The organism is Haloarcula amylovorans (assembly GCF_004681185.1).
GTDB classification, from domain to species: domain Archaea; phylum Halobacteriota; class Halobacteria; order Halobacteriales; family Haloarculaceae; genus Haloarcula; species Haloarcula amylovorans.
Window position 1 is genome coordinate 1,365,115 of record NZ_SRIF01000001.1, and the last position, 24,331, is coordinate 1,389,445.

Below are 24,331 nucleotides of genomic sequence, written 5' to 3' on the forward strand. Positions count from 1 at the left end.
CTCGTCGATGGTACTTAAAGTTTCGACCGCACGTGTCAGTTCCCGCGGCGATTCGGGCCGACGGTCGGGTCGTCCACTGGCGGTTTCCCGCCGCTGGGGCCACCGCCGGGCGACTGCCTGTCGGGACCACCGCCTCCTGAGAGTCGCTCGTCGGGACCGCTCCCCGGCCCTGCCGCGACGCCGGCGTGCTGACCGAGGAACGCGGCGGTTCGGTCGTACACGTCGTCGTAGAACCCACCGTGGAACGGGAAGGCGTGGCCGCCCGGAACCGGTTCGTAGTCGACATCGGTGAGCGGCGTCAGCGCCTCGGCCATGAGTTCCGATTGCTGTAGCGGCACGACGTCGTCGTCCTCGCCGTGGAGCAACAGCGTCGGCGGCATCGCCGCGTCGACCTGTCCGACCGGCGAAGCGAGGTCGTACGCCTCGGGAATCTCCTCGGGGCCGCCGCCGAGGTACGCCGCGAGTTCGTGGTCTCCGTCTTCGATACCTAACGCCCGGAAGTCGTAGATACCAGAGTAGCCGACGACGGCGTCCAGTGCCGAGGACGCCCCCGGATAGCGCTCCGGTTCGAAGCCGGGTTCGTCGGCGGTCGCCGCCGCCAAGAGGACCAGACTCGCGCCCGCGGAGTGCCCGACGGCGACGACGCCCTGCGGATCGCCGCTGACTCCCTCGGCGCGACACCACTCGATTGCGGCTTTCACGTCCACGAGCGGTGCCGGAAACGTCCACTCCGGGGCCAGTCGGTACTGCGGTTCGACGACGACGTAGCCCTCGGCGGCGAGGTCGATGGCGTGCCGGGAGAACTCGCCCTTGTCGCCGTAGCGGAACGCGCCGCCGCGGACGAGGATGGCCACGGGTTTCGGCCCGCTCGCCGCCGTCGCCTCGTAGCGGTCGAGTAGTAGCGTCCGTCCGTCGACTTCCCGAAACGGGATGTCTCGCTCGACCGTCACCGTCGCGTCGGTGTTCGCTGTCACGTCGGTCACTGCGTCCGTCGGCGGTAAAAACGCGTCGGGGAGCGGCCGAGAAGTAACTGTGATTGGCGGACAGTAGTAGCTCATTACTCTCCACGGCTGGTCGTCACTGCCCGAGTCTAATCACCATCTACCGTTTTCAACGACAGTAACAGTCTCCTCTCATCGCCCCGAATTTCGGTAGCCATCAATCAAATGTTGATAATGGGCCGATAGAACAAAGTTCGATAATGGCATATACGTAGCTGAAATGCGAATCCGGTTCGTTCCGCTGCGCTTCGCCGTAGCCGTCGTCCTCCGTCCCTCTCTCGACCCAGCGATGCGCAGGCGAGGCGGCGCTATGGAGCGCCCCGTGCCGGACAGCAGTACTCAGGAGGGCCGATGACGGACTGCGAGACCGACGAACGGCACTCGCTACAGTACGAAGCCGTCTTCGAATCACTCGACCAGCCGGTGTACCTCGCAGACGACGAAGGCCGGTTCGTCAGGGTCAACGACGCGTTCGTCGAACTCACGGGCCGGGACGAGGCGACGCTCGTCGGCGAGTCAGTCGCGACTGTCTTCGGGGAGAGTCGAGCGACGGAACCGCCAGCGACGGACTCGAAGCAGACGGTCGCGATACTGGGACCGTCAGGGGACGAGATCCCATGTGAGGTATCGGTGACGCCGCTCACGACGGCAGAAGACGAATCGAAATGGGTGGGCGTGGTCAGCGACGTCTCCCGCCGAAGTCGCCTCGAATCCGAGTTGGCGGAGGTGCGCGAACGCCTCCAAACACTCATCGAGGCGTCGCCGCTCGCGATCGTCGCCGCGAACGAGGCGGGCGTCGTCGACGTGTGGAATCCCGCCGCGGAGTCGCTGTTCGGGTGGTCGACGAACGAGATCTGTGGCGAACCGCTCTCCGTCCTCCCGATCGACCATCGGGCCGAACTACAACGTCGCCACGAGCGAGTGCTCGACGGGGACCGCCTCACCGGCGTCGAGACGAAACTCCGACACCGCGGGGGCCACACTATCGACGTGAGCGTCTCCATCGCCCCGATTCGGGGCGAACACGGCGACATCCTCGGTAGCGTCGCCATCATCGCGGACATCTCCGAACAGAAGGCCCGCGAGGAGCAACTCCAAGAGCAAAACGAACGCTTAGACGAGTTCGCCAGCATCGTCAGCCACGACCTCCGGAACCCGTTACAGGTCGCATCCGGGAGTCTCGAACTCGCCAGGCAAGAGGCCGCGCCGTCGGTCGAGGACCGTCTCGACTCCATCGGCGGCGCCTTAGAGCGGATGGAGACGCTCATCGAGGACACGCTCACGCTGGCCCGAGAGGGACAGGACATCGAAGACACCGAAATCGTCAATCTCCGCATCGTCGCGCAAGGCGCGTGGAACGGCGTCCTCACCGAGGAGGCGACCTGTTCGATCGAGACATCACGGACCGTCCTCTGTGATCCTGGTCGGCTGACCGAACTACTTGAGAACCTCTTTCGAAACGCGCTGGAACACGGCAGCACCGACGAGTCACCGGTCACCGTCACCGTCGGCGAGCTCGAAGATGGATTCTACGTCGCAGACGACGGTCCCGGTATCCCCGAAGACCAACGCGACGCGGTGTTCGAATCCGGCTACACGACCGTCGGCGACGGCACCGGGTTCGGCCTCGCCATCGTCGACACCATCGCCGACGCCCACGACTGGGACGTGACGCTCACCGAGAGCGAGGACGGCGGCGCACGCTTCGAGTTCACCGGCGTAGAACGAACGACCTGATCAGGGATGCGCGAAGTACGCGACGGACTCGCCCTCGGGGGCAATCGCGTCCACGCGGGCGAAGCCGATGCGCTCGAACTGGAGCATGTCGTCGGCGTCGTACTCGAGGACGCCCGGCTCTGCGATGCCTGTCACGTCGCCGTCCATCGTCCGTAGGCGAAGTTCGGGGCCGTCTGCCGGTGCCCAGTGGACCACGTCGACGCCCTCCTCGCGAACCGCCGTGATGTCGTCACCGACGTACTCGAAGGCGTCGCGGGTGTGACGAACGCAACCGTAGCCCTTCAGCCAGACTCGCTCGCCGTGGCCGGGCAGGTCGTCGCCCTCGACGACGACGCCGCCCGCGACCGGAATCTCGCGTCTGCCTCGGTCCTCGTGGTCGGGATGGAACGGCGGTTCGCCGACGTCGGGACCGCCGACGACCTCTCGCTCGACCAGTCCGCCGTACTCGTCGCCATCGCGGACGAAGAACGCGCGGTCAGTAGCGTCGTCTATCAGGTCGCGGTTGTTGGCGTACACCGAGGACATGGCGAGGTCGACGTTCGAGGTAGAGGTTCCGAGTTCGACCATCGCGTCGACCAGCGCCTCGCCGCGGATGCCGCGCCGGCGAAGACTGGCGACCGTCGGTGCGCGCGGGTCGTCCCACCCGTCGAGTTCGCCCTCGGCGATGAGTTCCGAGATGGTCGAGGTGGACATCTTCACGTCGTACTCGTCGACTTGCACGTGGCCCCAGTGGATGACCTCGGGGTACTCCCAGTCGAAGTAGTCGTAGACGAACTGCTGGCGCTTCGCCGAGTCCTGCAGGTCGATGCCGCGAATGATGTGCGTGACGCCGAGCAGGTAATCGTCGACGCCGCTCTGGAAGTCGAGCATCGGCCAGCAGCGGTACTGTTCGGCCGCCTCTCGGGGATGGGGTGTGTCGATCATCCGGAAGGCGACGAAGTCCCGCAGCGCGGGGTTCTTGTGTGTGATGTCGGTCCGCACGCGCAGGACCATCTCGCCGCTCTCGTACTCGCCGTCGACCATCGCCTCGAACTCGTCGAGCACCGTCTCGGCGTCCTTCTCGCGGTGGGGACAGGCCTCGCCGCTGTTTTTCATGTCGGAGAACTCCCCCTGCGGGCACGAGCAGGTGTAGGCCCCGCCGAGGTCGATGAGGTCCCGCGCGTGGTCGTAGTACGTCTCCACGCGGTCGCTGGCGCGATAGACGGCGTCGGGTTCGAAACCGAGGTAGTCGATCGCGTCGAGGATGGCGTCGTAGGCATCGAGGTCCGGGCGCTTGGTCTCCGGGTCGGTGTCGTCGAACCGGCAGACGAACTCGCCCTCGTAGCGCTCCTTGTACGTCCCGATGACGGCGGCCATCCGGGCGTGGCCGATGTGCCACGGGCCGTTGGGGTTTGGGGCGACGCGCATCCGCACGGTGTCGTATTCGTCGGCGTTCGGCAGGTCCGGAAGCGGGTGCTCCTCGCCCTCGTCCGCCGCTTCGAGTTCTTCGAGTTTCTCGGGGGCGAGCTCCGCGAGTCGCTCGCGGCGAGCCTCGGTATCCATGCCGTTGACCCGGTCTACCACCGGCGAGATGATGGCTGGAATCTCGTCGCCGTACTCGCGGAACTCCGGGTTCTCGCCCATGAGCGGCCCCATGATGGCCCCGACCTGTGCCTCGCTGTCGTGTTTGACCGCGTTGAGGAGGGCGTTCGTCTCGGCGGCCTCCTCGATACGCTGGCGTAGCGCGTCGTCCATGCTCGTCTCTGACACCGCCCCGGTCAAAACGGCGTCGGGTTCGTCCGGTCGCTCGTCGGTTTCTCCAGCGGGCTTCCCGCCATCGTTATTTTCGCGGCCATCGCAGTCATCGTACATGACCGACACCGCACAGTTCCTCGCGGACTCGCCCGACCGGTTAGCGCTCTTAGAGCACCTCCGCGAGACACCAGGGTCCCCCCGCGACCTTGCCGACGACTTGGAGCAGTCCCGGCGGAGCGTCCAGCGAAATCTGGCCGCCTTCGCCGACCGCGGGTGGGTCGAGAAGCGCGACGGCGACTACCGCCTGACGACGACGGGACTGCTGGTCACGCGCCGTCACCGCGAGTACGTGGACGCGCTCGCGGCTATCGGCGACAACGACGCTCTCTACGCACACCTACCTGTAGACGCGGCTCCGGAGCCGAGCCTGCTCGCGGACGCGACGCTCGTCGTCGCCGAGCCCGACCAGCCGCAGGCCCCGGTCAGCCACTACGTGAGTACCGTCGAGTCGGCCGACACCTCCCACGTTCGGATGATTTCGCCGGTGTTGAGCCGCCTGTTCCACGACGCTCACGCCGAGTTGGTCCTCGCGGGCATCGAGACGGAACTCGTCCTCGACGGGCCGACCATCAATCGCGCTCGGGAGAAGAACCCCGCGGAGTTCGCGACCGTCGTCAGCGTCCCGCCGTTCACGCTGTACCATAGTCCGGACCCTATCTCGTTCGGCCTGACGCTGACCGACGACCGCGTCCTCTTGCTCGCCTACGACGAGAGCGGGCAACTTCACGCCTGCGCCGATGGGACTGACCCAGAGCTCTACGCGTGGGCGACGGACTGTTTCGAGCGCCACCGCGAGCGCAGCGAGTCGGTGTCGGGTCTGGACGCGCTCCGTTCCTGAGTGGCCGCGGTGACAGGGGGTGTCACGCCCGACGGTAGGTGACGTAAACTCTCCCTGTGCAGTATCTCGACTCGTATGCGAATCCTCCTCCTCGGCGGCACCGGCTTCGTCGGTCGTCGCCTCGCCGCCCAGTTGGTCGACCGAGGCCACGACGTGACAGCGCTGGCTCGCTCCCCTGACGCGACCGCCCTCACCGACGGCGTGCGAACGGTCGCAGGCGACGTGACCGATCCGGACTCGCTCGCCCCAGCCTTCGACGGACAGGACGCCGTCGTGAACCTCGTCGCGCTCTCGCCGCTGTTCGAACCCGACGGGGGAAGCGAGATGCACGAGAGAGTCCATCTCGGCGGGACCGAGAACGCTGTCGCCGCCGCCGAATGCCACGGCGTCGACCGCTTCGTCCAGTTGAGCGCGCTCGGTACCGACCCCGACGGCGCGACGCACTACATCCGAGCGAAAGGGAACGCCGAGGCCGTCGTCCGCGACTCGGCACTCGACTGGACCATCGTCCGTCCCTCCGTCGTTTTCGGCGACGGCGGCGAGTTCGTCTCCTTCACGCGCCTGCTGACGACGCCGTACGTCACGGGACTCCCCGGCGGCGGGAAGACCCGCTTTCAGCCCATCTGGGTCGAGGACCTCGCGGGGATGCTCACCGACTGTGTCGCCGACGCGTCCCACGTCGGCGAGACGTACGAACTCGGTGGTCCCGAGGTGCTAACGCTCGCGGACGTAGCTCGCACTATCTATCGCGCCGACGGGAAGCCACTTCGCGTCCTGCCCGTCCCGATGACGCTCGCCAAAATTGGGCTGACTGTCGGCGGGAGCGTTCCCGGTTTCCCGATGGGTCCCGACCAGTACCGCTCGCTCAAGTTCGACAACACCGTCACCGCCAACGACGTGACCGCCTTCGGCCGCACCGAGGCCGACCTCCGGTCCTTCGAGGAGTACCTCGACGAAGGCAGCGAGCATCACAGCGACCGTCGCCGGAGTCTCCTGACCCGACCGGCAACGCTCGCCCTCTTCGCGTACTTCGCACTCTCGGCCTCCCTTCCGTCGCTGACCGGCTCCCCGCTGGCGATTGCCCTCTACGTCCCGACCTACCTCCTGACGATGTTCGTCTACGATGCCCCCTGGGGGCTGGAGAACGTCGTCTACGGGGCGGAGTCTCTGCTGGGAATCGGTCACAGTTCGGCGCTGTACTACGTCGGCCTGCTGATGACGTACTTCGCCTGTGCCGTCGTGCTGACGTGGCTCGGGAGGTCGGTCCGCTCGGCCGTCGGCCCCCGCCGTGGCTAGGCCGCTCCCGACCGGCGGCTGTCGCCCTCACCTTCGTTTGTCGAGATGCGCGCCGACTCGTTCGAGCGTCTCCAGTCCTGTCACTTCGCCGGGTTCGTCGGGCACCGTCCACACGTCGAGGTCCGACAGCGACGCTCGGAGTGCGGCGATAGCGTCCGCTTGGACAGCCTGTTTCCCGAGACAGCGCTCGCAGTCACCTGGCTCTTCGATGACCTTGTTCACGACGAGCGTCGTCACCGGAATCTCGAACTCGCCCAGTCGCTCGACGAGTCGCTCGCTCTCGCGGACCGCCATCGTCTCCGGAATCGTGACGACGCGGAACTCGGTCTGTTCGGGGTCTCTGAGAGTTGTTCCCACTCGCTCCATCCGCTCTCGCATCTCGGTGAAGTCGTCGTGCTCCTCGCGTCGCTTGCGTCCCATCGGCCCGAACAGCATCGTCCGCGTGGCGTCGACTTTCCGCCGCACCTGGTCGCGTAAATCAAGCGCCGTTGCCATCCCGCGGTCGAGGACCGACGGCAGGTCGAGGAGCCTGAGCGTGTGACCCGTCGGCGCGGTATCGAACACCACCCGGTCCCAGCGGTCGCTGTCGACGTAGGTGGCGAGCCCCTCCAGCGCGGCGAGTTCGTCGCTGCCTGGCATGACGCCAGAGGTGAACAGCGTCGCTACGTCCTCCTCGTCGAGGCGGATGCCGGCGTCGTCTAGCTCGTCGGCCAGCGCCTCGAACAGTACGCGATAGCGGTCGACGCCCGCCTGCGGGTCCACCTCGACGCCCCAGAGATTCTCGCGTATCTCGGTTGGGTCGCCACCGAGGGCAGCGTCGAAAGAGTCGGCGAGCGAATGGGCCGGGTCTGTCGACACGACTAACGTCTCGTACCCGTCTCTTGCCAATCGCAGCCCGGTCGCCGCCGCGACGGTGGTCTTGCCGACCCCGCCTTTCCCGCCGTAGAGGACGAACCGTGTCACGATAGACAGTTGGGACCGAAACCGTTTAACTCCGTGCCGGAAAGCGGAAGTCAAAATCCGATGGAAAATAGCTGCGAGGACCCGGCTGTGGACTACGCCGCTTAGATGTCCTGGACGAGTTCGCCGAATTGGTCGGTCGGGATCGCCCGCATCGTCTCCGTGTCCAGTCCGTACCGCTCGATGGCGATGGAGGCCTGAATGACGGTGTCCTCGTCGGGTACTTCGAATATGAGCAGGAAGTCGTAACTGCCCGCTAGCGCGTAACTATCGAGGAGCGTCCCACCGAACTCCTCGATGTCCTGTTGGACCTCGCCCCAGATGCTCACGAGTTCCTGTGCGTTCTGTATCTCCTGTTCGTTCACGTCGGCCAGGACCGAGTACGTCGGCATAGTCGATGCCTGACGTGTCCCGATTATAGGCTTGTTGCCCGATACGCGCCCCGATATAAAGACGACGGGGAACGGTTCCGGCTGTCAGTACTCGCGCTCGACGAGATAGTTGGCGATGCCGTCCAGCAACTCGCGGGCCTCGTTGTCGGGGAGCACTTCGAGGTTCTCCTTGCCGCTCTGGACGAGATCCTGTGCTCGGTCCTGTGCGTACTCGATCGATCCCGCTTCGCGAAGCCGGGCAACGGCGTCGTCGATTTCGGCTTCGGAGACGTCCTCGACGGAGTCGGTGTCGACGAGGTTCGCCACGTCGACGCCCTGCTGGCGTGCGTGTAGCGTCACGAGCGTCTGCTTGTTCTCGACGAGGTCCGACCCGCGCTGTTTGCCAAGTTTCTCCGAGGGCGTCGTCAGGTCCAGCAGGTCGTCCTGAATCTGGAACGCCCGGCCCACGTCCAGTCCGTGATTGTACAGCGCCGTGACCGTCTCCTGGTCCGCCCCGAGCAGGGTCGCCGGGATCGACGCGGCGGCCCCGTACAGCACGGCCGTCTTGAGTTCGACCATCTCCAGATACTCGTCGGGCGTGACCGCCTCGCGCTGTTCGAACTCGATGTCCAGCGACTGCCCCTCACAGATGCGGGTACACGTCGTGGCGAGTCGCTTGTTCGCCTCGACGGTTCGCTCCGGAGCGGCCCCGGTTTCGAGCAGGAATTCGAAGGCCTTCGAGTACAGCGTGTCGCCGGCCAGAATCGCCGTCGAGAGGTCGTACTCCTTGTGGACGGCGGGGACTCCCCGGCGGAGGTCGTCGTCGTCCATGATGTCGTCGTGGATGAGCGTGAACGTCTGTATGACCTCGATGGCGATGGCCGCCGACAGCACGTCGGCGTCTCCGCCGTCTAGCGTCGGGAAGTCGCGGTAGTTTTTCGAGAGGGGTTCGACGTCTAACAGTGACTCGGCGACCAACAACAGCACCGTCGGTCGGAGTCGTTTGCCGCCAGCGTCCAGCAGGTACCGGGTCGCCTCGTAGAGATGTTCCGGTCGCGTGACCGGGAGTTCCTCCGGAAGCGCCTCGTTGACCCGCTCTCGCCGGGCGAGGATGGCTGCTTCGACCTGCTGATGGCGTTCGGACATCACTCTACTCGGTGAGTTGGATCATGTTACCGTTTCGGGTAACGTGTAGGTCGCGGCCGACCTTGTAGCCCTGGTTCTCGGCGAGGTCCACGTACGGTGCGAACCCTTTGAGGCTCTGGTGAGCGGGAATGACGTGCTGTGGCTGAAGTGCCTGGAGCATCTCGTAGTGGCCTTCCTCTCGAAGGTGGCCTGAAACGTGGATGTCGTCGTAGATGCGAGCGCCCTGCATGCCCAGCAGTTTCTCGGACTGGTAGCGCTGCCCCTCGTTCGTCGGTTCCGGGATGACCCGGGCCGAGAAGAGGACCTTGTCGCCGTCGTCCAGTTCGTAGGGCGTCTCGCCGCGGCCCATACGAGTGAGCATCGCGCGCGGTTCGCCCTGGTGGCCCGTCACGATGGGCAGGAAGTTCTCCTTGCCCTCGTTCATGATGCGCTTGAACGTGCGGTCGACGGACTTGCGGTGGCCGTACATCCCCAGGTCGTCGGGGAAGTCCACGAAGTCCAGTCGCTCTGCGGTACCGGAGTACTTCTCCATCGAGCGGCCCAGCAGAACCGGCTGTCGGCCGATGTCTTCGGCGAACTCGACGAGGCTCTTCACGCGAGCGATGTGGCTCGAGAACGTCGTGGCGACGATCCCGCCGTCGTAGTGCTCGATACTCTGCATGACGTCCTTGAGGTGTCGACGAGCGACGGACTCGGACGGCGTTCGGCCCTTCCGACCGGCGTTCGTACAGTCCTCGATGTAACAGAGGACGCCCTCGCCCTCGCGACCGATTTCGCGGAAGCGCTTCATGTCGATGGGGTCGCCCAGCACTGGCGTGTGGTCCATCCGCTTGTCCAGCCCGTAGACGACCGCGCCTTCCGGCGTGTGGAGGACGGGGTTGATAGCGTCGATGATGGAGTGGGTGACGTTGACGAACTCCAGTTCGGTACGCTCGCCGATCTGCATCGTCTCGCCTGCCTCCATCTTCTGGAGGTCGTTCTGGACGCCGAACTTCTCCTCGCCCTTGATCTGCTGTTTGACGAGTTCGATCGTGAAGGGCGTCGCGACGATGGGTGCGTCGTATCGGTGTGCGAGCTTCGAAATCGCGCCGATGTGGTCTAAGTGGCCGTGCGTCGGCACGATGGCCTTTACGTCGCCCTCGAGGTCGGACATGACGCGGTCGTCCGGAATCGCGCCCATGTCGATGAGGTCGAGCGAGTGCATCCGCTCGGTCTCGACGTTGTCGTGAATCAGTACCTTCGAGAGGTTCAGGCCCATGTCGAAGATGACGACGTCGTCCCCCGCACGGACGGCCGTCATCTGTCGGCCTACAGCCTCGTAACCGCCAATTGTTGCAATTTCGACTTCCATGGTTGTAGCTCCGAGTGGAGCCGGCCGCGAGCACGCGGTTGGTGGTGGCGACGACGGTAACCGCCGAAACGGCGTCTCGATTCCGATGGGTGGCGAGGCCAGCCAGGGTAGACCCGTAGCCTCGGTTCCCGTAGTGGAAGGGACTCACGTCCCGACGACTTTTCCCCCGTCGTCTGCCGGCCGCCGAACCGCGAGTCGCGGGCGGCCGTGCGCTCGGTTACGCGGCAGTACAACGCGGCTTCTTAAAACGATGTGGGTTCTGTCCGCTCACTCGTCGTCCAGCGCGTCCGATAGCGGGTCGCTGTCCGAGTCGACATCGAACCCGCGGGTACTGCCAGCGGTCTCAGAGTCGTCCTCGTCGCTCGATTGGGCGGATGTGTCTTCGACCGTCTCGCTCGTCTCCATATCGCGCGCGTCCGCCACCTCCGAGTCGTCCCCGGCCTGCGTCTCCTCGGCGGGCGCGCGCTCGAACAGATCGCTCCCCTCACCGGTCTCCTCGCCGAACAGATCGTCCGTCGTCCGCGGTCCGTCATCAGGTTCGCCCCGGTCTCCCGTCGCGTCCGTGCCCCCGGTTGAGTCGGGCTGGCTCTCGGTGCTCCAGTCAGCGAAGCCGGGTGCGTCGTCGTCCCCGGCCCCGTCAGCGCCCGTTTCGGCCGTTTTCGCGTCCGTCGCCTCGCGCGGCTCGAACTCCGTCGGGTCCGGTGGCGACCACTCCTGTGGTTCCTCACTCTCCGCCGAAGTCGGCTCGTTCTCCTCGTGTGCCGCCCCTTCCCCGACCATGTCGCGCTGGGCGTCCGTCGTCGGTCCGCCGAAGATACTCCCGTCGTCGGGCTCACCCGTCGGTTCCGCGCCGGTGTCCTCAGCCTCGGTGGCAGTCGCCGTGCTCGACGGGGTGTCGTCGGTGGCTTCGGCCCCCGGAACGCCAATGTTGGCGTCCGTCTGCTGGTCCGGAACTGACTCTTGGCCCGGAGTCGTCGTCTCGTCCTCGGTTCCGGTCGCAGCTGCTGACGACGACTGTTCCGGTTCCTGCGCCGCGTCTGTCGTCTCGGGCTCCGTCGAACCCGGTCCCGAGCCACCTCGCCCTTCGCCTGGTCGGTTGACGCCCACGGGATCGGCGGGGTCCTCGGCAGGCGGCTGTGTCGCCGATTGCTGGGTTGGCGTCTCATTGCTATCGGCGGTCGCCACGGTCCCACCGGCCGCCGCACCGGTCGCAGCGGTCGCCGCGTCCGCGGGCTGACGCTCGTCGGCCGTCGTCTCGCCGTCGGTCGCGGCCTCGTCAGTGGTCACAGGCTCGTCGCTCGATTCGTCCTCGACTCGCTCGGTGGCCGATTCCCCGCCCGTCGCCGCTACGGCAGCGGCGGCACCCACCCGCGTCGCATCGGCGACGAGTTTGTGGGCGAGTCCAAATAGGCCCGACAGCGTGAGGAGGACGCCGACCCCGGCGACGGCGACACCTAAGAGCGCACGATTCGTCTCGACTGCGGTGGAGGTCGCACTCGACGCGCCGAGGACCATGCCGATACCGACGAACACGCCGCCGACGACGCTCACGACGAGAAAGTACCCGACGAAACGCGTGCCGTATCGGTAAACGTCCAATAAGCTAACAGCAGACATTGTACGACAATAACCAACGTCGGTCAAATAGGTTACGCCGGCAGTATCACTCAGCGTCGATGGTCGTCCCTGGCGATTCCCCGGCAACGAACGCGGGAAGGGCGTCGGGACCGAAAATGTGGGCCGGACTCTCTAATTCGAGCAACGCCCGAACCTTCCCGGCCATCCCACCGGAGACGTCCGTCGCGTCGCTGCCACCGAGGGCCGCCGCGACGTCCTCGAACGCCGCGATTCGCTCGATTACGTCTCCCGATTCGGAGAGCACACCCGAGACCGTCGAGCAGACGCCGACCCGAGTCGCGTCCACAGCGGCTGCGAGTTCGACGACGAGTTCGTCGCCGCTGAGGACGGTGGCCCCCTCGCCTTCGTGAGCGACGAGGTCACCGTGAAGCACCGGTACGAACCCCTCGCCGAGCAGCGTCTCGACCTGTCCAGTCGGCAGCGAGAGCGACCCGTCGGCGTCGCGGTGGCCCGCTGAGAACGGATGGACCGGGACTGCCGGAACGTCTCGGTCGGTTAGCGAGGCGACGACCCGCGCGTTCAGTCGCTTCATCGCGCTGTGAATCGCCTGTACGCCGGCAACGTCGTGGGTCCCTTTGGTCGTGCTGACGCCGTACTCCGCGGCGTGGTGGTGGCCGAAGCTCCCCCCGCCGTGGACCACGACGAGCTTCTCGTCCGCGGCGGCGACGGCATCCGCTGCGGCCGAAAGCGCCGCGTCGTCGACTGTCTCCGGTTCGTCCTTCTCGGTGACGACGCTCCCGCCGAGTTTGAGGACGACGGTCATTCCTGCCGGACTCCCTCGGTGTCTAGCTCCGCCCGGAACGCGTCCTCACACCCCGGCGTGTACTTCAGCGCGGTGAGGGCGTCGTCGCCCTCGTCCAGCGCAACGATACAGCCACCGCCGCCGGCCCCGGTGAGTTTCGCACCGACCGCGCCGGCGTCTCTGGCGGCCCACACCATCGTATCCAACGACCGCGAGGAGACGCCAAGCGCCGACAACAGCCCGTGGTTGAAGTTCATCAGCTCCCCCAGCGACTCGTAATCGTCCGTGCCGAGGACATTCTCTCCTTCGCGGACGACATCACCGATCGCTCTGACGGTGTCGGCCGCGAAGTCGTGTTCCTCCCGAAGTCGGCGGACACCGGCGACGAGCGCCCCGGTATCGCCGGCCCCACCGTCGAACCCGATAACGAACGGTAGATTGCCGATCCCGTCGAGTGTTCGGCAGTCGTCGCCCTCGACACGGACCGCGCCGCCGACGGCCGAACAGAACGTATCGGCGCGCGAGGCCTGTCCGTCCTGTACCGCCGACTCGACCTGATACGCTCTGTCGGCAATTTCGCGAGGGGAGAGCGAAACGCCCAACTCCCGCGTCGCGGCGTCGATGGCCGCGACCACGACCGCCGCCGACGAGCCGAGCCCCGCTCCCAACGGAATATCGCTCTCTATCTGTATCTCGAAGCCCGCATCCGGAGTGTCCGTGGCCTCCCGGACCTGCGAGACCGCTTCGTTGACGTAGCCCATCGCCGCCTCGACGAGCGGTCGCTCCGCTTCGACGTCCGGGCGGGCATCGCCGTCGCCATCGTACTCGACGGTGAAGCCGTCGAGTTTGAGGTCCTCCGCGTGCACGCGCAACCCATCTTCTCGCTCGGTGGCCGTCACCCGCGCCCGGCGCTCGATGGCACACGGGACCGCCGGCTCACCGTAGACGACTGCGTGTTCCCCGAATAGATATACCTTTCCGGGGGCACTCGACGTAACCATACTCGTTCGTCTATCTGGAGAGGGTTAGGCGTTTTCGGAGCGAGATTCCGGGTTCGACGCGGCAGTTCGCTCGCGTTTCGGGAAGACACGTAATGGGGTGACGGTAAAAGCCGTTTTTCAGCCTTCTGAAAGCACTTTTAGTGACACTCGAAACGATTGGGTATGAACCGCCGCCGACTGCTCGCCTCGTGTGGAACGTGCCTCGCCGGACTCGCTGGGTGTCTCTCGGAGTCGCCCGCAAACACGGCCGAAACGCCGAACCAGACCGAATCCCCACCGAGCGAGACCACAACCGACTCGCCCACCGAACGACCCTCCGGGACACAAACCGACACGACGCCCTCCGTCGGAGACATCGTCGTTCGAAAGGCCATCAGATACGAATCCACGATGGGGTCGGGCGGCGTGCTCACGGCCAGCGAAACGCAGTACGTCGTTGCCTCGATACAGGGACCACAGGACGCCTCGACCGACGGCTTCTCACTAGAGACCGATGCTGACTCGTGGGACCCCGGACTGCCCAAGACCGCTGGGGCCAGAAACCACTCCGTCGCGGGCATCGAGCGACCGTATCTCGCGTTCACTCTGCCGTCGCCGCTGTCGGCGTCGAACCCGCGAATCCGACGCGACGGTGAGGACACCGAATGGTCGCTCCCGGACGGCGCAACGGAGACGCTCGCTGCCTCGGCCCTCCGGTTCGAACTCGATAGTCTGACCGTCCCCGAATCGGTCTCGCAAGGCGAGCAGTTGTCAGTATCGCTCTCGGCGACGAACGTCGCCGAGACGAACGGTCGATTCCTCGCGGCCGTCTACTGGCCGACGAAGCGCATCGCGGACGACGACGAATCACACGTCGTCGAACGAACCGTCGCCGCCGGCGAGTCGATGTCGGCGTCGCTCGACATCGACACGAGTTACACGACGAACGAGGCCGAATCGATACCGCTACGGATTCGCGGCCACGTCATCGCCGAGCGAGACATCGACGTATCGGACGTCTCGACGGACTGGTGAGCGCTCGAACGGGCCGTTTCTCTCGTCGCTCCCGGCCGACTAGTCCCGTTTTTCCACTCGCATCGACATCTCCTGTCGCGGGTGGGCGGTCAGCGATGGCATGAGTTCCAGCGGCGTCTCGCCTTGGAAGTCGAGTCGGTATCGCTGGGCCGTCGTCGCGGTGATGAGTTGCGCTTCCAGCATGGCGAGGTGCTTGCCAATACAGTGTCGTGGCCCGCCACCGAACGGGAAGTACGCGAAGCGAGGCCGTTCGTTCGCTCGCTCGGGCCGCCAGCGGTCAGGGTCGAACGTTTCCGGGTCGTCGTAAAAGCGGGCCGAGCGGTGGACGCCCCACTGGGGGAGCATCAGCGTCGTCCCCGCTTCGACCGAATAGCTGGACAACTCCACGTCTTCTGTTGGCTCACGGAAGATGGTGTATACCGGCGGATACAGTCGCATCGCCTCCTGGATCACTCGCTCCAGATAGTCGAGTTCACGGACGTGTTCCATCCCCGGTCGCTCGTCGCCGACGACTTCGTCGAGTTCCGCGTGGACCTTCTGTTCGGCTTCGGGATGTTCCGACAGCAGGAACCACGTGTAGGTGAGCGTCAGCGCCGTCGTGTCGTGGCCCGCGAGCAGCATGGTCATCATCTCGTCGCGTAACTGCTCGGCCGTCTGCTTCCCGTCGTCGCGTGCCCGAATGAGCACCGAGAGGAAGTCCATCGGCCCGTCGGCGTCGGTCCCGACGTTCTCCTCGCGGACGGCGATGATGTCGCCTAGGACCTCGTCAAGCGTCTCGACGGCACTGGCGAACTCGGCGTCGTCGGGCATCGGCATCCAGTCGGGCGCGGCGAACCTGATCGGGTCGGGTTCGAAGCGCTGGCCCAGCGGGACGAGTTGCTCCTCGATAGTCCGGACCCGCTGTTCGGAGAGTTCGACACCCATCATCAGGTCGAGGATCACGTCCAGTGTCACCCGCGTCATCGACTGTTCGATATCGACGACGTCGCCCGTCTCCCACCCCGCGATGCGGTCTTCGGCGTGGTCCGTGATGCGGTCTGCCATCCCGGCCAGCCGCCCCATCGAGAACGCCGGATTGCCCAGTCGGCGCTGCTGTTCCCACGTCTCGCCCTCGCTCAACAGCAGTCCCTCGCCGAGTAAGTCGCCGAGCGCGTCCCCCTGGAAATCCGGCTTCCGGAACCGATCGGCCTCCGAGACCAGCACCCGCTCGATCGCCGTCGGGTCACAGAGCATCAGCGTGTCCATCGGCCCCATATCGAACCGGGCCACGTCGCCGTAAGCCGTCTCCAGCGCCGAGATGAACCGAAACGGGTCGTTAGCGTACGTTCGGCTGCTCCCGAACAGCGGTTCCCCTTTCGGTCCCGGCGGGGTCTTCGACATAGCGGCGGTTAGGACTGGACACGTTTGAATCGACTGCCAAACCGTGTCGCTGCTTACCGAAGCATCTCCTCAGAGCCAGCGGTTCGGGTCCAGATTCCAGTCGGTGTGCCGTCGCGTCCACGCCCCGCCGAGGCCGCCGACAGCGCTCAGACCGACCGTGTACGCGAGGAAGAACCCAAACACGAGCCCCAGGAAGAGGTCGTAGGCTGGCGACGACGGAGAGATCCCAAATCCGAGGACGCTGGCGACGTACAGCGCCGGGACGAACAACACTAGTAACGGTACCATCGCCGCGATTCCGGCGAGCATCCCAATCCACAGGCCCGTCGCGTAGCCACTGCCGTGCCGGTGTGCTGCCACCGCACCACCGACGAACGACGAAAACGGTATCATCGAGAGAACGAGCGTCACGAGCGCGCCCCATCCCGCGTCCATCAGCGTCTCGCGCATCTCACCTCTCGCTGTTGCGTGGAACCGTAATATAATTGCCCGCCAGCGCGCCTCAGTTGCCGATGTCCGTCTCGTACTTCACGTAGTTGCCCAGCCAGCCGCCCAGCGCACTCAGCCCGACGATGTAGACGGCTGAGAACAGACCGATGACGATGAGGAAGACGAAGCTGAACGCGCCGAACCCGACCGGCATCCCGCCGCTGAGGACGAGGCCGAAGAGGACGACGAAAACGAATACGGCGACTATCGCCGAGAACACGAGTCCGATGAGGCCGGAGACGACGCCGACACGCAGACCGTCGTTTCGGTCGCCGCCTTGGAGGTACCCAGCGAGCACACCGCCGAAGACCGGGGCGAAGGGGACGAAAGAACTGAGCAGAGCTGTCGCGACTGCGCCGATGACCGCGTTGAGGAGGGTATCTTGTTCTGCCATCGCTCCCGCTACTCGGGGGTGTCTGGTATGTTTTGTGCTGTAGCGGGGACAAAGCGAGCGTCGCCACTCCTCGAAGCGGTGAGCCGCGAAAACGAAGCGAACGCGCGAACTCAGATATCGGACTCGAAGTCGTCGAGTCCGTAGGACGGCTCAGCACCGCGGCGGTCGAGCGTCTCGTTGGCCAGCAGCCAGTAGACGACCGACAGCGCCTTTCGCCCCTTGTTGTTCGTCGGGACGACCAGGTCCACGTTGGACGTGGTGTTGTTGGAGTCACACATGGCGATGACCGGGATGCCGACCGTGATGGCCTCCTTGACGGCCTGTGCGTCGCCGATGGGGTCGGTGACGACCACGACGTCCGGTTCGATGTAGCCGTCGTAGTCCGGGTTCGTTAGCGTGCCCGGGATGAATCGACCCGTGCGGGCGCGAGCGCCGACGGCTTCGGCGAACTTCTCGGCCGGGAACCGGCCGTACTGGCGCGACGAGGCCACGAGAATCTGCTCAGGCTCGTAGTTGGCCAGGAAGTCCGCAGCCGTGCGGATGCGCTGGTCGGTCATCGAGACGTCCAGCACGTAAAGCCCGTCGTCACGGACGCGGTGGATGAACCGCTCCATGTCCTTGGTCTTTTGCTGGGTCCCGATATGGACACCGGCGCCGAGATAGTCCTCGACGGGGATGAGGAGGTCCGCCTCCGACTGCTCGTCGGGCATGACGTCCTCGTCTAGCTGCGGTCCGGCGTCTTCGGTTTCCGCTTCTTCTGTCTCGGCCTCGGCCGCCTCGTCGGCGGCGTCGGCGGGCTGTTCGGCTTCCGTCTCGGGCTCGGCGTCGGCCGCTTCGTCGTCCTCCTCGGACGGGTCGAAGTCGGACTCGGACGCGTCGAGACCCTCTTTTTCGTTCCCGCTCATACTGCGTTGTCCTCGATACGGATGAGTTCGTTCAGCTTGGCTGTGCGCTCGCCACCGACCGCGCCCGTCTTGATGAACGGCGCGCCGGTCGCCACGGCGAGGTGTGCGATGGTGGTGTCCTCGGTCTCGCCGCTCCGGTGGGAGACGACGGACTCGTAGCCGTTCCGGGTCGCCAGCTCGATAGCGTCCACCGCGTCGGTGAGCGTCCCGATCTGGTTCGGCTTGATGAGGATGGAGTTGCCCGCACCGGCGGCGATGCCGGCCTCCAGTCGCTCGACGTTCGTGACGAACAGGTCGTCACCGCAGACGAGCGTCTGGTCGCCGACGCGGTCGGTCAGGTCGGCGAAGGCCTCGTAATCGTTCTCGTCGAGGGGGTCCTCGACGTAGACGAGGTCGTACTCCTCAACCTTCTCGGCGATGTACTCGATCTGTTCCTCGGTGGACTTGACGCCGTCGTCGTAGACGTAGCCGTCCTCCTCGTCGTCGTACAGCTCGGCACCGGCGACGTCGAGACCGAAGGCGATCGCGAAACCGAAGTCGTCGGCCGTCGTCTCGACGGCCTCGTTCATGATTTCGAATGCTTCGTCGTCCGAGACGGAAGGAGCCCACGCGCCCTCATCGCCCTTGCCCGCGGGCAGGTCGCGCTCTGCGAGGATGTCGTGGACTTCCTGGTGGACCGCGGCGTTGGCGAAGACCGCCTCTTCGACGCTCGGCGCGCCGACGGGTGCCGCCAGGAACTCCTGAATGTTCGTTGCGTCCGCGGCGTGTTCGCCGCCGCCGATGATGTTACCGAGCGGCGTCGGGTACTCGTTGCCACGGAAGGTGCCGCCGAGATGCTGGAACAGCGGTGCGCCCAGCACGTCGGCACCGGCCTTGGCGGCCGCCATCGAGATGGCGACGGCCGAGTTTGCCCCGATTTCGGAGAAGTCATCAGACCCGTCGGCGGCGCGGAGCGCCGCGTCGACGTCACGCTGATTGCCGGCGTGAACTTCGCCGATGAGGCGCGGGAGAGCGTCGTCGCGAGCGTTCGCGATGGCCTCCTGAGCCGGCAGTTCGATGGCCTCGTACTCGCCGGTACTTGCGCCGCTCGGTGCCTTGCCGCGGCCGAAGCCCCCACTCTCGGTGAGGACGTCGGCTTCGACGGTCGCGTTCCCACGCGAGTCGAGGACGCGGCGGAGTCGAACGTCAGTGATTAGGGTCATTTGTGGTCGCCTCGTTTGACGGTGAAGGGGAGCACACCGGCGTCGTACTCCTCGGCCGCGATGAGGATCGGCTGGGTGTGTTCCGTTTCGATGAGCACGGGCGCACCGTGGGCCAACTGCAGCGCTCGCGCGCCGAGTTTGCGGGCCTTCTCGTATCGGCTTTCCTGTGCGTTCATTGGTACGGAGCCACGATGTCGACGAGGTCCTTGTGCGAGACGAGCATCCGGCGACAGCAGTGCCGCTCGACGCCGAGTTCGTCGAGGACCTTCTCCGGGTCCTCGGGATCCTCGGCTTCGCGGGTGCGGGCCTTGAACTCCTCCCAGTGCTCGCCGACGACGTTGCCGCAGGTGAAACACCGGACCGGTACCATCATGCTTGAATCACCTCAGCGGTAGGATTTCTGGTAGCGGGCCCGAGCGCCGGGACCGCCCCACTTCTTGGGTTCGGACTGGCGAACGTCGTTGACCAGCAGCGACCGGTCGAACTCCATGAACGCGTCGCGCAATTCCGCGTCGTTCGTGAAGTCCACGAGACCGCGAGCGATGGCGGTTCGGGCGGCGTCAGCCTGCCCCATGACACCGCCACCTTCGACGGTCACGTCGACGTCGACGTCGTCGCGAAGTTCGTCCTCCGCGATGCGGAACGGCTCCAGCATCTTCAGCTGGGCCAGCTCCGGATCGACCAGTTCGACCGGCTGAGAGTCGATACGTACACGACCCTCGCCCTCGCGGATAGTCGCGCGGGCGACGGCAGTCTTCTTCTTACCAGACGTGTTCGTTACCATGTCTTGTTCGCTCCGAGTTGCTCGCTTATCTCGCCAAGCGAGACGAACTTGATGTTCGACAGTCGGTCCAGCGAGGTTCCCTCGACGATTTCACCGTCCTCGTCGTGGGGGTTACCGACGTAGACGCGGACGCTCTCGAACGCTTCGCGGCCCCGTGTCTTCTTGTGGGGAAGCATGCCGCGGATCGAGCGCTTGAGGATGCCGTCCGGTCGCTTCGGGTAGAAGTACCCGTTGTCGTTGCCGATGCTGACGCGCTTTTGGTACTTCTCGACGATCTGCTCCTCGCGGCCGGTGATGACCGCGCGTTCGGCGTTGACGACGGCGACGGAGTCGCCGTTCATCGCCTTCTCGGCGACTTCCGAGGCCACGCGGCCCATGATACAATCACGGGCGTCGACGACGACGTCGGCGTCGAACTCTGCGAGGCTCATCGGATCACCCGCACGTGGGAGCCTTCGGGATTGTTTTCGATTGCCTGTTCAAGCGATACAGCCTCTCCGACCTGGTCGATCTTCTTCTCGGCGGTGCCGGAGAAGTCGACTGCGGCGACGGTGATGTCCTTCTGCAGGACACCGGAACCGAGTACCTTGCCCGGCACCACGACGGTCTCGTCTTCCTGGGCGTACCGCTCGATGCGGCCCAGGTTGACTTCCGCGTGTGTGCGCCGGGGTTTCTCGAGGCGCTCGGCGACGTCGCCCCAGACGTTGCCGCCCGCAGCGCGGGCGGCCGACTTCAGGTCAGCGATGAGACTGCTGAGTCTCGGGTTCGTCTTGCTCATAGAGTTCCTCCTTTGTAGGAAAAGTGCAGGGAGCAGGATTTGAACCTGCGGACCCCTACGGGACAGCGCCCTGAACGCTGCGCCGTTGGCCAGACTTGGCTATCCCTGCTCGCGTTATTTCGTTCTGCATGCCCCGTAAAACCCCTTTCGGTCCTCGCGCTCGGGGCACGGGCGGTCATCGGCGTCGAAGGGGTATCTCGGGACATCGTAGCGTTACAGTTGGACTGCGTCTTTCAGTTCGGTCGCGCGGTCACGCAGCGTCTCGACCGCGCGCAGGACCAGTTCGTCGGACGTGAACGAGCCGTCGGTCTCGACGTGGAACACGAAGGCGTTCTCGACGTCGGTGACTTCGACCTCTTTGCCCGGGTACCGCTGGGAGAGGTCGTTGCCGAACTCGTCGGTGAGGACGAGGTCTCCGTCCTCGGCGTCCGGGTCAGCGGCGTGTTCGGCCGCGCCCTCCTCGATGACGCCACGAAGGATGTTCGGCTCGTCGTCCTCGAACTCGCCTTTCTCGCCGACGACCTCGACGCGCTGGAGGTGTCGGTAGCCGACACCCACGCCGCCCTGATGTTTGGCGTGTTCTTTCCCGTTGTCGAGGACGGCGTCGGCCTCGACTTCGAGGCGCTGGCCGTCTTTTAAGTCGATGATGGGGACGTTATCGTCGGCGGGTTCGACCAGCGAGTCGCTAGAGACGAGGTCACTGGAGTAGGCCGTGCTCGGCCCGTCGACCGACAGCGACAGCGTCACTTCGTCGCCTTCCTCGAAGTCGTCGAGGTCGGTCGTCAGCGGGACCAGCCCCAGTCGGAGGCCGATCTGCTCGTTGAACATCACGCTGGTGTTCTCGATGACGCGAACAGTGTCGATGCTGAACGTGGGGACGTCGGCGACCATCGCTCGGCGGATGCCGTTGGCGAAGGCCGGCGTGATGCCCCGTACCAGCACGCGTGATTCGCGCTCGCCGCGTTCGACGAACTCAACCTCGTAGTCCTGTGTCATGGATTAGAATCCGGAGTTCTTGGGTGCGCGCGTGCCGTCGTGAGGCGTCGGCGTGACGTCCTCGATGCGGCCGATTTCGAGCCCTGCGCGGGCCAGCGCGCGGATGGTCGCCTGTGCACCCGGCCCGGGGGAGGTCTGCTGGTTCCCACCGGGGCCGCGGACGCGAACGTCGACGCCTTCGACGCCGCGGTCCTGTGCCTTCTCGGCGACGACTTCGGCCATCTGCATCGCCGCGTACGGCGACGCCTCGTCACGGTTCTGCTTGACGACCGTCCCGCCGGAGCTCTTTGCGAGCGTCTCGGCGCCGGTCTGATCCGTGATGGTGATGATGGTATTGTTGAACGATGCGTGGACGTGCGCGACGCCCCAGATTCCGTCGTTTTCGGCTTCGCTCATTCTTGTTCCTCCGCACGCTCAGGATGCAGTTCGTCCGACAGCGAGCTGTTCTCGTCGAAGCCGACCGAGCTTTCGACGGCCGTCTCGACTTTCATCGACGGGCGCGTGACGCGCTGGCCGTCGAGTTCGATGTGGCCGTGGACGATGAACTGTCGCGCTTGCTCGGGCGTGTTCGCGTAGCCCTTGCGGTAGACGACGGTCTGGAGTCGGCGTTCGAGGACGTCGGTGACGTCGAGCGACAGGACGTCGTCGAGGGAGTCCTGGTCGCCGAGAATGCCGTAGCGCTGCAGGCGGGCGAGGAACTCCCCGGCCTCGCGGTCGGTGTCCTCGCTCGCGCTGCCGAGCAGTTTCCGGGCCTCGCGGCGGTAGTCACGAAGTTCGGACTGGCCGCGCCAGAGCTCCTCTTTGTTCTTCAGGCCGTAGCGGCCGAGGAGGTTGCTCTCGTCGGCGATTCGCTCGCCCTGGTAGGGATGATTCGGCGTCTCGTAGAACTTGGTGTTCGAGCCGAGCGCCATTATTCGTCATCCTCCGCGGCGGCTTCCTCAGCCTGCTCTTCCTTGATGGCCTCGACGTTGACGCCGATGGTCCCCTCGGTACGGCCGGTAGACTTCGTTCGCTGGCCGCGGACCTTCCGGCCGCGTTTGTGTCGGGTGCCACGGTAGGAGTCGATCATCTTCATGCGATTGATGTCCTGCCGCTGGGTGAGCTGGAGGTCGTTCCCGGTCTCGTGGGTGGTCTCACCGGAGAAGTAGTCCTTCTGGTGGTTGGTCATCCACTCGGGGACCTCGTCAGCGTAGTTCTCGACGTGCTCGACGACGGTGTCTATGACGTCGTCGTCGAGCTTGCCGAAGACCGCGCGGCGGTCCACATCAGCCTTCTGGGCGATGATGCGGGCGGCGCGGTGACCGATGCCGTTCAGTTCTGTCAGCGCTCGCTCGACGGATTTGGTCCCGTCGAGGTCGGTCTGTCCGATACGGACGAAATAGCGGATGTCCTCCTCCTCTTCAGCATCCGCGTCCTCGCCCGCGTTGGGGTCTTCTGCACTCATATGTGGGTAATTGGTCTGATGAGCGTCGTGGCGGGGATTCGAACCCCGGAGGCTGTACGCCACAGAGTTAGCAACCCTGCGCCTTGGGCCAGGCTTGGCTACCACGACACGCCTGCATTGATACTCGCGCCCGCAGCACGCGGACTCGGGGGCCGGTCCCCCTACACGAGTCTGTCCGTGACTATTCCGGGGTTGTATTTAAACGCAACGGAAGGGCTCGGCCGCGTGAATGTCCGGCATACGGAAGCTCCAACGCCAGTCGAACCGACGACACAACCCATTAGCGCCTGCGGCCTCGGACACGAATATGGACATCACACCTGTGGCTGACGGGGGGACGGCAATCGACCCGAGCGACCGCGAAACTCTGCGGCGGCACCTCGAACGCTTTGCAGGTACAGAGAAGGTGACGGAAGCCGACGACGGCACCTTGTCTGCTGAGTTCAGTCAGTTGACGTACGTCACCGTCGGCCCGGACGGCCGCATCGGCTCGGGAATGCCGCTTCACGCGTTCGACGCGCCTGCCGACACACTCCGATTCGACCACGATGCCGGCGAGTTGCACGTCGAGTTCGGCGACGGCGAAGCGACGGTTTCCTATACCTTTCGCCGACCCTAACCGCGTGCAGACGAGTCCACGAGCAAAGGACGCCCGCTGGGCCGCTCGCCCTCCATCGGAGAACACCTTGGTTCAACGACCTGTTTTTTATTCTCTGACGGCGTACCCTTGTTAGTCATGGTGTCACTCGACGAAGTGTTCGATCTGCTCAGCGAGAAACGTCGGCGCTACGCGCTCTACTACCTTCGGACGCAGGAATCCCCGATAAGCGTGCGTGAGTTGGCCGAGGCGGTGGCCGAGATGGAGTCCGATGCCGACTCCCCGGCCGTCTCGGAAACAGAACTCGGACGATACGAAATTAAACTTCACCACACGGATCTCCCGAAGGCAGACACGGCGGAGTTCATCGAGTACGACGCCGACGCTGGCGTCGTCAGGCTCACCGGCGAACCGCCCGAGTTCGACGTAGTTCTGACTGTGGCCGAAGTGATCGAACGCTCGTCGTGAGATA

General features: G+C 65.3%; 28 protein-coding genes, 2 tRNA genes and 1 pseudogene. 6 read left to right on the top strand and 25 right to left on the bottom strand.

Going from position 1 to position 24,331, the window contains the following annotated elements:
• Window positions 1-35: 35 nt before the first annotated feature.
• On the bottom strand, window positions 36-1,058 hold the full coding sequence (locus tag E4S61_RS06930) for an alpha/beta hydrolase (RefSeq protein ID WP_135303151.1): 1,023 nt from the start codon (window positions 1,056-1,058) through the stop codon (window positions 36-38).
• A 294-nt stretch (window positions 1,059-1,352) separates the two neighbouring features.
• Here E4S61_RS06930 and E4S61_RS06935 point away from each other — a divergent pair, with 294 nt between their 5' ends.
• Window positions 1,353-2,738, top strand: a complete 1,386-nt coding sequence (locus E4S61_RS06935; RefSeq protein WP_135303152.1) for a PAS domain-containing sensor histidine kinase — start codon at window positions 1,353-1,355, stop codon at window positions 2,736-2,738.
• Here the strand turns inward: E4S61_RS06935 and E4S61_RS06940 are convergent, their stop codons facing one another.
• The gene (locus E4S61_RS06940; RefSeq protein ID WP_135303301.1) at window positions 2,739-4,472 is read right to left on the bottom strand and encodes a glutamate--tRNA ligase; all 1,734 of its coding nucleotides are present in this window, start codon (window positions 4,470-4,472) and stop codon (window positions 2,739-2,741) included.
• Between the two features lie 115 nt (window positions 4,473-4,587).
• On the opposite strand from E4S61_RS06940, the gene E4S61_RS06945 reads away from it, so the two are divergent.
• Together E4S61_RS06945 and E4S61_RS06950 are read left to right on the top strand one after the other, a co-directional pair.
• Entirely contained in the window at window positions 4,588-5,370 is a 783-nt protein-coding gene (locus E4S61_RS06945; RefSeq protein ID WP_135303153.1) for a helix-turn-helix transcriptional regulator, read from the top strand.
• A 75-nt stretch (window positions 5,371-5,445) separates the two neighbouring features.
• Window positions 5,446-6,324 (top strand): annotated as a pseudogene (locus E4S61_RS06950) (complex I NDUFA9 subunit family protein); the annotation flags it as partial.
• Between the two features lie 369 nt (window positions 6,325-6,693).
• Here E4S61_RS06950 and E4S61_RS06955 read toward each other — a convergent pair.
• The 7 genes from E4S61_RS06955 to mvk all read right to left on the bottom strand — a co-directional run bounded on the left by E4S61_RS06955 (window position 6,694) and on the right by mvk (window position 13,875).
• Window positions 6,694-7,629: an ArsA family ATPase gene (locus tag E4S61_RS06955; RefSeq protein WP_135303155.1), complete on the bottom strand. Its 936-nt coding sequence runs from the start codon at window positions 7,627-7,629 to the stop codon at window positions 6,694-6,696.
• Window positions 7,630-7,730: 101 nt separating this feature from the next.
• On the bottom strand, window positions 7,731-8,018 hold the full coding sequence (locus tag E4S61_RS06960) for a GYD domain-containing protein (protein ID WP_135303156.1): 288 nt from the start codon (window positions 8,016-8,018) through the stop codon (window positions 7,731-7,733).
• Between the two features lie 84 nt (window positions 8,019-8,102).
• Window positions 8,103-9,143 carry a geranylfarnesyl diphosphate synthase gene (gene idsA3, locus E4S61_RS06965; RefSeq protein ID WP_135303157.1) on the bottom strand — a complete coding sequence of 347 codons (1,041 nt, stop codon included), beginning with the start codon at window positions 9,141-9,143 and terminating at the stop codon, window positions 8,103-8,105.
• A gap of 4 nt (window positions 9,144-9,147) precedes the next feature.
• Window positions 9,148-10,494, bottom strand: coding sequence for a ribonuclease J (locus E4S61_RS06970; RefSeq protein WP_135303158.1), 1,347 nt, complete (start codon window positions 10,492-10,494; stop codon window positions 9,148-9,150).
• A 267-nt stretch (window positions 10,495-10,761) separates the two neighbouring features.
• The gene (locus E4S61_RS06975; RefSeq protein ID WP_135303159.1) at window positions 10,762-12,111 is read right to left on the bottom strand and encodes a hypothetical protein; all 1,350 of its coding nucleotides are present in this window, start codon (window positions 12,109-12,111) and stop codon (window positions 10,762-10,764) included.
• Window positions 12,112-12,157: 46 nt separating this feature from the next.
• The gene (locus E4S61_RS06980; RefSeq protein ID WP_135303160.1) at window positions 12,158-12,895 is read right to left on the bottom strand and encodes an isopentenyl phosphate kinase; all 738 of its coding nucleotides are present in this window, start codon (window positions 12,893-12,895) and stop codon (window positions 12,158-12,160) included.
• Entirely contained in the window at window positions 12,892-13,875 is a 984-nt protein-coding gene (gene mvk, locus E4S61_RS06985; protein ID WP_135303161.1) for a mevalonate kinase, read from the bottom strand. Before mvk ends, E4S61_RS06980 begins: the two co-directional genes overlap by 4 nt.
• Window positions 13,876-14,037: 162 nt before the next feature.
• Between mvk and E4S61_RS06990 the strand changes: the two genes are divergently transcribed.
• Window positions 14,038-14,889 (top strand): hypothetical protein, encoded by an 852-nt coding sequence (locus E4S61_RS06990; RefSeq protein ID WP_135303162.1) that lies wholly within the window; start codon window positions 14,038-14,040, stop codon window positions 14,887-14,889.
• A gap of 39 nt (window positions 14,890-14,928) precedes the next feature.
• Here the strand turns inward: E4S61_RS06990 and E4S61_RS06995 are convergent, their stop codons facing one another.
• From E4S61_RS06995 to E4S61_RS07070, 16 genes are all read right to left on the bottom strand, one after another.
• A complete protein-coding gene (locus E4S61_RS06995; protein ID WP_135303163.1) occupies window positions 14,929-16,269 on the bottom strand; it encodes a cytochrome P450 in 1,341 nt (446 codons plus the stop codon).
• A gap of 69 nt (window positions 16,270-16,338) precedes the next feature.
• Window positions 16,339-16,719 (bottom strand): DUF5518 domain-containing protein, encoded by a 381-nt coding sequence (locus tag E4S61_RS07000; RefSeq protein WP_135303164.1) that lies wholly within the window; start codon window positions 16,717-16,719, stop codon window positions 16,339-16,341.
• 52 nt (window positions 16,720-16,771) lie between these two features.
• Complete coding sequence (locus tag E4S61_RS07005; protein WP_135303165.1) at window positions 16,772-17,152, bottom strand: DUF5518 domain-containing protein; 381 nt, start codon at window positions 17,150-17,152, stop codon at window positions 16,772-16,774.
• Between the two features lie 110 nt (window positions 17,153-17,262).
• The gene (gene rpsB, locus E4S61_RS07010) at window positions 17,263-18,057 is read right to left on the bottom strand and encodes a 30S ribosomal protein S2 (protein WP_135303166.1); all 795 of its coding nucleotides are present in this window, start codon (window positions 18,055-18,057) and stop codon (window positions 17,263-17,265) included.
• The gene (gene eno / locus E4S61_RS07015; protein ID WP_135303167.1) at window positions 18,054-19,259 is read right to left on the bottom strand and encodes a phosphopyruvate hydratase; all 1,206 of its coding nucleotides are present in this window, start codon (window positions 19,257-19,259) and stop codon (window positions 18,054-18,056) included. The genes rpsB and eno overlap by 4 nt, the downstream gene beginning before the upstream one ends.
• On the bottom strand, window positions 19,256-19,435 hold the full coding sequence (locus E4S61_RS07020) for a DNA-directed RNA polymerase subunit K (protein ID WP_135303168.1): 180 nt from the start codon (window positions 19,433-19,435) through the stop codon (window positions 19,256-19,258). Before E4S61_RS07020 ends, eno begins: the two co-directional genes overlap by 4 nt.
• A complete protein-coding gene (locus E4S61_RS07025) occupies window positions 19,432-19,632 on the bottom strand; it encodes a DNA-directed RNA polymerase subunit N (RefSeq protein ID WP_135303169.1) in 201 nt (66 codons plus the stop codon). Before E4S61_RS07025 ends, E4S61_RS07020 begins: the two co-directional genes overlap by 4 nt.
• Window positions 19,633-19,644: 12 nt before the next feature.
• Window positions 19,645-20,043, bottom strand: coding sequence for a 30S ribosomal protein S9 (locus tag E4S61_RS07030; protein ID WP_135303170.1), 399 nt, complete (start codon window positions 20,041-20,043; stop codon window positions 19,645-19,647).
• Window positions 20,037-20,474 (bottom strand): 50S ribosomal protein L13, encoded by a 438-nt coding sequence (locus tag E4S61_RS07035; RefSeq protein ID WP_135303171.1) that lies wholly within the window; start codon window positions 20,472-20,474, stop codon window positions 20,037-20,039. Before E4S61_RS07035 ends, E4S61_RS07030 begins: the two co-directional genes overlap by 7 nt.
• Window positions 20,471-20,821, bottom strand: a complete 351-nt coding sequence (locus E4S61_RS07040; protein WP_135303172.1) for a 50S ribosomal protein L18e — start codon at window positions 20,819-20,821, stop codon at window positions 20,471-20,473. Before E4S61_RS07040 ends, E4S61_RS07035 begins: the two co-directional genes overlap by 4 nt.
• Window positions 20,822-20,845: 24 nt before the next feature.
• Window positions 20,846-20,930: transfer RNA gene (locus tag E4S61_RS07045), tRNA-Leu, on the bottom strand.
• Between the two features lie 104 nt (window positions 20,931-21,034).
• Window positions 21,035-21,817: a DNA-directed RNA polymerase subunit D gene (locus E4S61_RS07050; RefSeq protein ID WP_135303173.1), complete on the bottom strand. Its 783-nt coding sequence runs from the start codon at window positions 21,815-21,817 to the stop codon at window positions 21,035-21,037.
• 3 nt (window positions 21,818-21,820) lie between these two features.
• Window positions 21,821-22,213: a 30S ribosomal protein S11 gene (locus E4S61_RS07055; RefSeq protein ID WP_135303174.1), complete on the bottom strand. Its 393-nt coding sequence runs from the start codon at window positions 22,211-22,213 to the stop codon at window positions 21,821-21,823.
• Window positions 22,210-22,728, bottom strand: coding sequence for a 30S ribosomal protein S4 (locus tag E4S61_RS07060; protein ID WP_135303175.1), 519 nt, complete (start codon window positions 22,726-22,728; stop codon window positions 22,210-22,212). The genes E4S61_RS07055 and E4S61_RS07060 overlap by 4 nt, the downstream gene beginning before the upstream one ends.
• On the bottom strand, window positions 22,728-23,261 hold the full coding sequence (locus E4S61_RS07065; protein WP_135303176.1) for a 30S ribosomal protein S13: 534 nt from the start codon (window positions 23,259-23,261) through the stop codon (window positions 22,728-22,730). The genes E4S61_RS07060 and E4S61_RS07065 overlap by 1 nt, the downstream gene beginning before the upstream one ends.
• A 23-nt stretch (window positions 23,262-23,284) precedes the next feature.
• Window positions 23,285-23,369: transfer RNA gene (locus E4S61_RS07070), tRNA-Ser, on the bottom strand.
• Window positions 23,370-23,568: 199 nt separating this feature from the next.
• Here E4S61_RS07070 and E4S61_RS07075 point away from each other — a divergent pair.
• The gene (locus E4S61_RS07075; RefSeq protein ID WP_135303177.1) at window positions 23,569-23,880 is read left to right on the top strand and encodes a hypothetical protein; all 312 of its coding nucleotides are present in this window, start codon (window positions 23,569-23,571) and stop codon (window positions 23,878-23,880) included.
• Between the two features lie 117 nt (window positions 23,881-23,997).
• Complete coding sequence (locus E4S61_RS07080) at window positions 23,998-24,327, top strand: DUF7344 domain-containing protein (RefSeq protein ID WP_135303178.1); 330 nt, start codon at window positions 23,998-24,000, stop codon at window positions 24,325-24,327.
• Window positions 24,328-24,331: the final 4 nt, after the last annotated feature.